Genomic DNA, 9,604 nt, shown 5'->3' on the forward strand with positions numbered 1-9,604 from the left:
CCCCCAAAGGCCGAGCATATCGGAGAACAGACATGATGTTGGTGGAAGAAACACAAGTGGCGGAGGCAGCCCTTCCGGTGGCCGGGCTGAAAGAGCATCTGCGGCTGGGCAGCGGCTTTGCGGAGACCGAATTGCAGGATGGCGTTCTTGTCGCGTTCCTGAGGGCGGCCATGGCCGCGATCGAGGCGCGGACGTCCAAGGCGCTGGTGCAGCGCGGGTTCGTCCTGACACTGGACGACTGGCAGGAGCGCGGCGTGCAGACGCTGCCGATAGCACCGGTGCAGAGCATCACCGATGTGACGATCATCGATGGTTACGGCGTGTCCCAGACGCTGGATGCGTCCGCCTACCGCCTGCAGCGCGACACGTTCACACCGAAGCTGCGCGCGGTGGCGGCAAGCTTCCCGTCCGTTGCGGATGGTGGTGCGGTCGAGATCCGGTTTCAGGCGGGATACGGGCCCGGTTTTGCCGACGTTCCGGATGATCTGAAACAGGCCGTCATGCTGCTGGCGTCGCACTACTATGAATACCGGGACGAAACGGCGCTGAGCCAGGGGTGCATGCCGTTCGGCGTGACGAGCCTGATCGCCCGCTACCGTCCGATCCGGCTGGGGCTGGGGGCATGAGCGCGCTGGGCGGCGGCGGCCCGAAGAGTGTCGCCACGCTGAACCGGCGGCTCGTGCTCGAGGCGCCGCAGGATGTCCCGGATGGCGCGGGCGGTTACACCCGTCTCTGGTCGGTGGTTGGCACGCATTGGGCGCGGGTCGAACCGCACAGCGGCCGGCAGGCCAATGGTGAAGCCGGTGCGATCTCTTCCGCGGGGTTCACCGTGACGGTCCGTGGCGCCCCGGTTGGTCATTCGAGCCGTCCGGTCGCAGGGCAACGCTTTCGCATGGCCTCGCGGGTTTTCGCCATCGAAGCGGTCACAGAGGTGGAACCGCGGGCGATGTACCTCGACTGCCGCTGCACCGAGGAGGTTTCGGCATGACCTATGCACTCGCTGGAGCCTTGCAGGCGGCGGTCTACGCGCAGCTGCAGTCCTACGCCCCGCTGACCGCCATCGTCGGGGACGCGGTCCATGACAAGATGCCGTCCGGCGCGCTGCCCCCGATCTACGTGGCCTTCGGCCCGGAGCGGGTCGAAGAGGCCGGAGATCAGACCGGCGCGGGCGCGTGGCACCAGTTCGAGGTGTCGGTCGTGACGGAGAACGCGGGGTTCCTTTCCGCGAAAGAGGCCGCCGCCGCGGTGAGCGATGCCTTGCACGACGCGGACCTGACGCTCGGACGAGGTCGCCTGGTGGGGCTGTGGTTCCACAAGGCCAGGGCTTCGCTGGCGGGTGAAGGCCGCCGGCGCATCGACCTGACCTTCCGTGCGCGGGTCGAGGACAACTGAACCTTTTCATCCAGGAGTGAGACAGATGGCTGCTCAGAACGGCAAGGATCTATTGATCAAGGTGGACATGACCGGGACCGGCACGTTCCAGACCATGGCGGGGCTGCGCGCCACGCGGGTCACCTTCAACGCGGAAAGCGTGGACGTGACCACGCTGGAAAGCCAGGGCGGCTGGCGCGAACTGCTGGCCGGGGCGGGTGTCAAGTCGGCCAACATCAGCGGGTCGGGCGTCTTCAAGGACGACACGACCGACGAACGCGCCCGGCAGATCTTCTTCGACGGAGAGACGCCGGTCTTCCAGATCATCATCCCCGACTTCGGCACCGTCGAGGGCGCCTTCCAGGTGACCGCGATCGAATACGCCGGGTCCCACAACGGGGAAGCGACCTACGAGATGTCGCTGGCCTCGGCGGGGCAGCTGGCCTTCACGGCGCAGCCGGTGGCGTGATGGCCAATCCGTGGCGGGGGGATGTGGCGCTGGTCATCGACGGCGAGCGCCACGTGATGCGGCTGACGCTGGGCGCGCTGGCCGAACTGGAAGCGGGGCTGGAGACGGGCTCGCTCGTCGAGCTGGTGCAGCGGTTCGAGGACGGGCGGTTCAGCACGCGGGACGTGCTGGCGCTGATCGTGGCGGGTCTGCGCGGCGGCGGCTGGACCGGCCGGGCCCCCGACCTGATGTCCGCCGAGATCGAGGGCGGTCCCATGGGCGCGGCGAAGACTGCGGCGGAACTGCTGGCGCGGGCCTTCATGCTGCCGGAGACGGCGGATGACGGGGTTTGACTGGCTGGCGCTGATGCGCGCGGGGATGCGCGGCCTCGGTCTGCGCCCCCGGGAATTCTGGGACCTGACGCCGGCAGAGTTGCAGCTTTTGCTGGGGGACGGGTCCGGCACGCGTCCCCTTGGGCGCAAGCGGCTGACGGAACTTATGGCGGCCTTTCCGGACAGGAGTGACGAAAGATGAGCGGTTTCGATCTGGATGACGACCTTCGCGACGCGGCAGAGCGGCTCGAGCGGTCGCTGGGCGGCGCAGCGGGCATAGCTCAGGCCTTCGACGCAGAGATGCGGCGGATCAACACGACCTTCTCGGAGACAGGGCGCAGCGCGACACGGCTGGAATCCACCATGAGCCGGGGCGTCGCGCGCGCCATCGACGGTGTCGTGCTGGACGGGATGAAGCTGTCGGATGCGCTCGACACCGTGGCGCGGTCGATGATCGACGCGGCGTGGAAGGCGGCTGTGAAACCCGTCGCCAACCATGTGGGCGGCTTCCTCGCCTCGGGCGTCTCTGCGCTGTTCGGCGACCTTTCCCCGTTTGCGAAGGGCGGCGGGTTCACGCAGGGGCGCGTCATGCCCTTCGCCACCGGCGGCGTCGTCAGTGGGCCGACCTACTTCCCGATGCGGGGCGGGACGGGCCTGATGGGCGAGGCGGGGCCGGAGGCGATCATGCCTCTGACCCGCGGGGCCGATGGCAAGCTGGGCGTGCGCGCCGCTGGCGGAGGTGCGCCGGTGACGGTCGTGATGAACATCTCGACCCCGGACGCCCGCTCGTTCGAGCGCAGCCAGAGCCAGATCGCGGCCCGCATGAGCCAGGCGCTGAGCCGTGGCGCGCGCAACAGGTAATCGGAGGGAAAGATGGCTTTTCACGAGGTGAGATTCCCTGCCGACCTGAGCTTCGGCTCGGTCGGCGGGCCGGAGCGGCGCACCGACATCGTGACGCTGACCAGCGGGTTCGAGGAACGCAACACACCTTGGGCGCACTCGCGCCGGCGTTACGATGCTGGGCTCGGGCTGCGGTCGCTGGACGACGTGTCGGCGCTGATCGCTTTCTTCGAGGCACGGCAGGGTCAGCTGTACGGCTTTCGCTGGAAGGACTGGGCCGACTACAAGTCGTGCGCGCCGTCGCGGACCGTTGCGACGGGCGACCAGGTGATCGCGCGCGGCGACGGCGTCACGAAGAGCTTCCAGCTGATCAAGACCTACACCTCGGGAGAGGGCTCTTATGCACGGCCGATCACGAAGCCCGTTGCCGGCACGGTCGTCGCAGCGGTGCAGGACGACCAGATGTCCGAGGGCGTGCACTTCGAAATCGACACGTCCACCGGCGTCATCACCTTCACAGAGGCGCCGATGAACGACGTGGAAATCTCGGCCGGGTTCGAGTTCGACGTGCCGGTCCGGTTCGACACGGATCGCATCAACGTCAGCGTGTCCAGCTTCAGCGCCGGTCAGGTGCCGGATGTCCCGGTTGTCGAGGTGCGGATCTGATGGGACAGGAAGAGCTGCACGCGCATCTGGCCACCGGCGTGACGACCGTCGCCCGCGCTTGGGCCGTCACGCGACGCGACGGGGCCGTCTTCGGCTTCACCGATCACGATTGTGAACTGACGTTCGACGGCGTTGTCTTCAAGGCGGAGACAGGTCTGTCGGCGAGGGCGCTCGCGCAGTCGACCGGGCTTTCGGTCGACAACACGGAGGCGATGGGCGCGCTCAGCGACACGTCGATCAGCGAGAAGGACATCGCGGTGGGGCGGTTCGATGGTGCGGAGGTCGTCGCCTGGCTGGTGAACTGGGCGGATGTGGACGCCCGGCGGGTGATGTTTCGCGGACATATCGGCGAGGTGCGCCGCAGCGCCGGGGCCTTCCACGCGGAGTTGCGCGGCCTGACGGAGGCACTGAACCGCCCGGTGGGCCGGGTCTATCAGAAACCGTGTACGGCGGTTCTGGGCGACAGCGCCTGCGGGTTCGATCTGAACACCGGCGGCTACGTGTTCGAAGGTGTACCCGAAGGGGTCGATGAGGCCCGCGTCTTTCGTGCCGGACCGCTGGGCGGGTTCGACACCGGCTGGTTCCAGCGCGGGGGGCTGACTGTTCTGACCGGCGACGCGGAGGGGCTGACGGGCATGATCAAGCACGACCACCCGGCGCCCGATGGCACGCGGCTGATCGAGCTCTGGGAGCCGCTGCGCGCGCAGCCCGCGGCAGGCGACAGCGTGAGACTGGTTGCTGGATGTGACAAGCGGTTCGAGACCTGCCGCCTGAAATTCGGCAACACGATCAACTTCCAGGGCTTTCCGGATGTGCCGGAGGACGACTGGATCACCGTGCAGCCAGCGATGGCGAAGGCCCGGAACGGGGGGAGCCGCCGATGATCGCGGTCGTCGAAACGGCCCGTTCGTGGATCGGCACGCCCTATGTGCACCAGGCGTCGGTCAGGGGCGCGGGGTGCGACTGTCTCGGGCTTCTGCGCGGGGTCTGGCGCGACCTGATCGGACCGGAGCCGGAGGTTGTGCCCCCCTACACCCGCGACTGGTCGGAGCCGCAGGGCGACGAGCGGCTCTGGCGCGCGGGATTGGCTCATTTGCTGCCCAAGCCGATAGGTCAGGTTGCGCCCGGTGACGTGCTGCTGTTCCGGATGCGCGAGGGCGCGGTGGCCAAGCACATCGGCCTTCAGGCGGCGACCGGGCCGCAAGCCACGTTCGTCCATGCCTACACCGGGCACGGCGTCATCGAGAGTGCGTTCAGCGCACCATGGGCCCGGCGGGTCGTGGCTCGCTTCGCCTTTCCCCAACAGGTATCATCGGAGGGCTGAGTCATGGCGACGATCCTACTTTCCGCCGCAGGGGCGGCGATCGGCGGCTCAATCGGCGGCTCGGTCCTGGGCCTTTCCGCCGTGGCCGTCGGCCGTTTCGCAGGTGCCGCCCTCGGGCGTGCCATCGACTCGCGCCTGATAAACCAGAGGGTCATGGGGCAGGGGTCCGACGTCGTCGAGACAGGGCATGTGGACCGCTTCCGCCTGACCGGCACCGGCGAGGGTCAACCTATCGCGCAGGTCTACGGACGCATGCGTCTCGGCGGCCACGTCATCTGGTCGACGGAGTTCATGGAACACGTCCATGAAAGCGGCGGTGGTGGCGGGGGCGGCAAAGGCTCTGCACCCAGACAGCCCGCGCAGCCGGTTGTGCGCCAGTACAGCTATTCGGTCAGCCTGGCGCTTGCCCTGTGCGAGGGCGAGATCACCAGCGTCGGCCGGGTGTGGGCGGACGGCGCCGAGATCCCGCTGCACGATCTGAACATGCGTGTCTATCGCGGGACTACCGACCAGCTGCCGGATCCGAAGATGGAAGCGGTTGAGGGCAGCGGCCTTGTGCCTGCCTATCGTGGCACGGCCTACGTGGTCATCGAGGATCTGGACCTCTCGCAATACGGCAACCGCGTTCCGCAGTTCAGTTTCGAGATCACGCGCCCCGACAGCGGCGCAAAGGACGTTCCGGATCTGGTGCGCGGGGTGGCGATGATCCCGGGCACCGGAGAATACGCACTGGCGACGGAGCCGGTCTACTGGGCCTATCAGGCCTCGACCGACGCCCTGTTCGGCACCGGGCCGGGCGGCGTTGCGGTGGCCAATGTGAACTCTCCGTCCGAGGAGCCGGACTTCAATACCTCCCTGCAGCAACTGACCGACGAGGTTCCGGCCTGCGAGGCGACCTCGCTCATCGTGAGCTGGTTCGGCAACGATCTGCGCTGCGGGCTGTGCGAGATCAAGCCGAAGGTGGAGCAGACGGTGTATGACGGGCGCATGCCCTGGACGGTCAGCGGATTGACCCGTGGCGTGGCAGAGACGGTTCCCGAGGACGAAGGCCGCCCGGTCTACGGCGGCACGCCCACGGACCAGTCGGTGGTGCAGGCGATCCGCCGCATGAACGCCAAGGGGTTGAAGGTAATGTATTATCCCTTCATCCTGATGGAGCAGACCGCCGGCAATACGCTGGAGAACCCGTGGACCGGCGAGGTCGGTCAGCCGGCCCTGCCGTGGCGCGGACGCATCACGCTGAGCACGGCGCCGGGGCGGGCAGGCTCACCCGACACCACGGTCGCCGCGGACGCGGAGGTCGCGGCGTTCTTCGGCACCGCCTCGGCGTCGGATTTCACGGTGGGCGATGGCACGGTGACGTATTCCGGCCCGTCGGAGTGGCGCTACCGCCGGTTCATCCTGCATCAGGCGGCACTTTGTGCTGCGGCGGGCGGCGTCGATGCCTTCTGTATCGGGTCCGAGATGGTCGGTCTGACGCCGATCCGTGGTGTTGCAGGTTTCGCCGCAGTGACGGCGCTGAGGGCGCTGGCAGCGGAATGTCGGGCGCTTATGGGGCCGGACGTGCGGATCGGATATGCGGCCGACTGGACGGAGTACTTCGGCTATCAACCACCCGGCACACCGGGGGATCTGTATTTCCACCTCGATCCGCTCTGGTCCGACCCCGAGATCGACTTCGTCGGTATCGACAACTACATGCCACTGTCCGACTGGCGCGATGGCGACGACCATGCCGATGCGTCTTGGGGACAGGTACACAACCTCGGCTACCTCACTGCCAATATAGAGGGCGGGGAGGGCTACGACTGGTATTACCCGACGGACGAGGCGCGCGAGGCGCAGCGGCGCGAACCGATCACCGACGACGCCCATGGAGAGCCGTGGGTCTGGCGCTACAAGGACATTCGCAACTGGTGGCAGAACCGTCACCATGAACGCGTAGGCGGCGAACGCCAGGAAACGCCTACCGCCTGGGAGCCCGGGATGAAACCGGTCTGGTTCACCGAACTGGGTTGCGCGGCGGTCGACAAGGGCACCAATCAGCCCAACAAGTTTCTCGATCCAAAGTCCTCGGAATCGAGCCTGCCGTACTACTCGAACGGTCTTCGGGACGAGGCGATCCAGCGCGCCTATCTTCAGGCACTGCTCGGTTACTGGACGGACCCGGCCAACAACCCGGTGTCAGAGGTCTACGATGCGCCCATGCTCGACATGTCGCGCGCCTTCGTCTGGGCCTGGGATGCGCGGCCTTATCCGTGGTTTCCGGGCAATGCCGGACTTTGGTCGGATAGTCCGAACTATCGGGCCGGGCACTGGATGAACGGCAGGGCATCGGGGCGTTCGCTGGCCTCCGTCGTCACCGAAATTTGTCATCGCGTCGGCGTGACGCAGATCGACACCAGCGGGCTTGCTGGCTTTGTCCGGGGCTATGCGGTGCCGCAGATCGGCGATGCACGCAAAGCCCTGCAGCCGCTCATGCTGGCCTACGGATTCGACGCGGTGGAACGGGACGGCCTGCTGGTCTTCCAAATGCGGTCGGGGCGCAACGCGGTGGAGATCGCTGCCGAGGATCTGGCGGTGAGCGACGACCTCGACGGCGATCTGGTGGAGACCCGTGCCGGTGCGGCAGAGATGTCGGGGCGTGTCCGCCTGGGATTCGTCCTTGCCGATGCGGATCATCAGGCGGCCTCGGAAGAAGCGATCCTGCCAGACGACGAGACGCACGCCATCGCCGAAACGGAGATTCCCCTGGCCCTGACGCGGACCGAAGGGCGGCAGATCGCGGAACGCTGGCTGTCGGAAGCACGCGTCGCCCGCGACACGCTGCGGTTCGCTTTGCCGCCGTCGCACCTGCCGGTCGGTGCCGGGGACATCGTGCGCCTGCCTGCGCAGTCCGGTCCGCTTCTGGCGCGGGTCGACAAGGTCGAGGTCATGGAGCACCAGATCGTCGACGCGGTGCGGATCGAGCCCGACGTCTTCCGGCCCTCTACCTTCACCGAGGACAGCGCCCTCTTGCGCCCCTTCGTGCCTGCGGTGCCGGTGACGCCCTTGTTCATGGACCTGCCGCTGATGACCGGAGAAGAGATGCCGCACGCGCCGCATCTGGCGGTCACGGCGCAACCGTGGCCCGGCGCGGTTGCGGTATACGACGCGGCGCAGGATGTGGACTACACGCCGAACGTGCTGGTTGCCGGGCGCGCGGTTGTCGGCATCACCGAAACTCCACTGGCGGCGGCGCGGCCCGGGCTGATCGACGCGGGCGGTCCGCTTCAGGTCCGGCTGGCGAATGGCGCGTTGCAATCCATCGCGTCCGAGTCCTTCCTGGCTGGCGGCAACCTGATGGCGATCGGCGACGGAACGCCGGGAAACTGGGAGCTGTTCCAATTCCGTGACGCCACGTTGGTCGGAGAAGGGCGGTGGCTCCTGTCTCATCGCCTGCGGGGACAGGCGGGATCGGACGGGGTGATGCCGGACATCTGGCCCGCCGGGTCGTGGGTGGTCCTGATGAACGGTGCGCCGCGACAGATCTCCATGGCGGGGCATCTGCGGCGGGTATCCCGTCACTTCAGGATCGGCCCGGCCAAGCAACCGTATGACGATCCGAGCTACGTGCATCAGGTGCATGCCTTCGATGGCAACGGCCTGCGGCCCTACCGGCCGGCGCACCTAAAGGCTCTGGATGATGCCGGGGACGTGACCGTGACGTGGGTCCGGCGCACGCGCATCGATGGCGACAGCTGGGACGGCTACGAGGTGCCGCTGGCTGAGGACAGCGAATCCTACCTCGTGCGGGTCATGCAGGGCAGCAGCACGCTGCGCGAGGCGCAGGTCTCAGTCCCCAACTGGACGTACAGTGCGTTTGCGCGGACGTCGGACGGGGTCGGTGGTGCGTACAGCATCGCCGTGGCCCAGATCTCGGCGCGCTACGGGGCAGGGCCGTTCGCAATGGTCGACCTGACCGCATGAGACCGCTTCGCCCGGCGGATGTGATGGCAGCGGCGCGGGCCTTGTTGTCCGCGCCGAGCGACGCACGTCCCGAACTGCTGCGCCGCATGATGGTGGAGGCAGACATGGCTGACAGCTACCGTCGCCGCCTTGGCAGGGTGCATCGGATCTGGGGCAACGGCACGCTCGCCTCCGCGGCGCTGGTCCGTCCGTTGGCGGGCTGGCAAAAGCCGGACGACAGCGATCTGCTCGAATGCCTTGCCCTGGTGACCGACGCCCTGCTGGTGCGTGACCGGATCGGTCATCCTCTGGCGCAGGACATGCAGCGCAGGACAGTCGGCTCCAGCTCCAGCCGGGCAGGGGCGATCTCCTCGCCACAGTCGGCGCAATAGCCGAACTCGCCCTCCTCGATCCTCTGCAAGGCGGCTTGCAATGCACGCCGGTACAGGTCGCGCCGCGCCTGCGTGGCCTTTGCCATCGACTGGTTCAGCAGGGCATCCTGTCGCGACAGCCGCCCCACAGACTGCTGGTCGAGCTCGACGACCCGCTGGCTCCGTTCGCCAAGCGCATCATCCTCGTCGAGTGCCTCCAGCCGATTGCCGATGTCCTGCCGGAATTTGTGAACCTCCCGTTCATCCATGATCGCGATGGTCCCCATCAAGGATTTGCGTTTCG

General features: G+C 67.4%; 13 protein-coding genes. 12 read left to right on the top strand and 1 reads right to left on the bottom strand.

All coding sequences use genetic code 11. The features are described 5' to 3' along the window. The first annotated feature begins 32 nt into the window (after positions 1–32). The 12 genes from QNI11_RS07950 to QNI11_RS08005 are packed head-to-tail and all read left to right on the top strand — an operon-like array spanning position 33 to position 9,321. The gene (locus QNI11_RS07950) at positions 33–626 is read left to right on the top strand and encodes a head-tail connector protein (protein ID WP_283982993.1); all 594 of its coding nucleotides are present in this window, start codon (positions 33–35) and stop codon (positions 624–626) included. Next, positions 623–988 carry a head-tail adaptor protein gene (locus QNI11_RS07955; RefSeq protein ID WP_283982994.1) on the top strand — a complete coding sequence of 122 codons (366 nt, stop codon included), beginning with the start codon at positions 623–625 and terminating at the stop codon, positions 986–988. The genes QNI11_RS07950 and QNI11_RS07955 overlap by 4 nt, the downstream gene beginning before the upstream one ends. Then, entirely contained in the window at positions 985–1,392 is a 408-nt protein-coding gene (locus QNI11_RS07960; protein WP_283982995.1) for a DUF3168 domain-containing protein, read from the top strand. Before QNI11_RS07955 ends, QNI11_RS07960 begins: the two co-directional genes overlap by 4 nt. 25 nt (positions 1,393–1,417) lie before the next feature. Continuing rightward, positions 1,418–1,840, top strand: a complete 423-nt coding sequence (locus tag QNI11_RS07965; RefSeq protein ID WP_283982996.1) for a phage major tail protein, TP901-1 family — start codon at positions 1,418–1,420, stop codon at positions 1,838–1,840. Beyond that, complete coding sequence (locus QNI11_RS07970) at positions 1,840–2,172, top strand: gene transfer agent family protein (protein ID WP_283982997.1); 333 nt, start codon at positions 1,840–1,842, stop codon at positions 2,170–2,172. The genes QNI11_RS07965 and QNI11_RS07970 overlap by 1 nt, the downstream gene beginning before the upstream one ends. Beyond that, entirely contained in the window at positions 2,159–2,353 is a 195-nt protein-coding gene (locus QNI11_RS07975) for a rcc01693 family protein (protein WP_283982998.1), read from the top strand. Before QNI11_RS07970 ends, QNI11_RS07975 begins: the two co-directional genes overlap by 14 nt. Further along, positions 2,350–3,012, top strand: coding sequence for a phage tail tape measure protein (locus QNI11_RS07980; protein ID WP_283982999.1), 663 nt, complete (start codon positions 2,350–2,352; stop codon positions 3,010–3,012). The genes QNI11_RS07975 and QNI11_RS07980 overlap by 4 nt, the downstream gene beginning before the upstream one ends. A 12-nt stretch (positions 3,013–3,024) precedes the next feature. Then, positions 3,025–3,657 (top strand): DUF2460 domain-containing protein, encoded by a 633-nt coding sequence (locus QNI11_RS07985; protein ID WP_283983000.1) that lies wholly within the window; start codon positions 3,025–3,027, stop codon positions 3,655–3,657. Continuing rightward, positions 3,657–4,541 carry a DUF2163 domain-containing protein gene (locus QNI11_RS07990; protein WP_283983001.1) on the top strand — a complete coding sequence of 295 codons (885 nt, stop codon included), beginning with the start codon at positions 3,657–3,659 and terminating at the stop codon, positions 4,539–4,541. Before QNI11_RS07985 ends, QNI11_RS07990 begins: the two co-directional genes overlap by 1 nt. Next, positions 4,538–4,981: an NlpC/P60 family protein gene (locus tag QNI11_RS07995; RefSeq protein ID WP_283983003.1), complete on the top strand. Its 444-nt coding sequence runs from the start codon at positions 4,538–4,540 to the stop codon at positions 4,979–4,981. Before QNI11_RS07990 ends, QNI11_RS07995 begins: the two co-directional genes overlap by 4 nt. Positions 4,982–4,984: 3 nt before the next feature. Continuing rightward, positions 4,985–8,950 carry a glycoside hydrolase/phage tail family protein gene (locus tag QNI11_RS08000; protein ID WP_283983004.1) on the top strand — a complete coding sequence of 1,322 codons (3,966 nt, stop codon included), beginning with the start codon at positions 4,985–4,987 and terminating at the stop codon, positions 8,948–8,950. Beyond that, a complete protein-coding gene (locus tag QNI11_RS08005; protein ID WP_283983005.1) occupies positions 8,947–9,321 on the top strand; it encodes a hypothetical protein in 375 nt (124 codons plus the stop codon). Before QNI11_RS08000 ends, QNI11_RS08005 begins: the two co-directional genes overlap by 4 nt. Here QNI11_RS08005 and QNI11_RS08010 read toward each other — a convergent pair. Then, positions 9,231–9,587 carry a TraR/DksA C4-type zinc finger protein gene (locus QNI11_RS08010; protein ID WP_283983006.1) on the bottom strand — a complete coding sequence of 119 codons (357 nt, stop codon included), beginning with the start codon at positions 9,585–9,587 and terminating at the stop codon, positions 9,231–9,233. The genes QNI11_RS08005 and QNI11_RS08010 overlap by 91 nt on opposite strands. Positions 9,588–9,604 lie beyond the last annotated feature (17 nt).

This window comes from Sagittula sp. MA-2, from assembly GCF_030126985.1.
Classification (GTDB): domain Bacteria; phylum Pseudomonadota; class Alphaproteobacteria; order Rhodobacterales; family Rhodobacteraceae; genus Sagittula.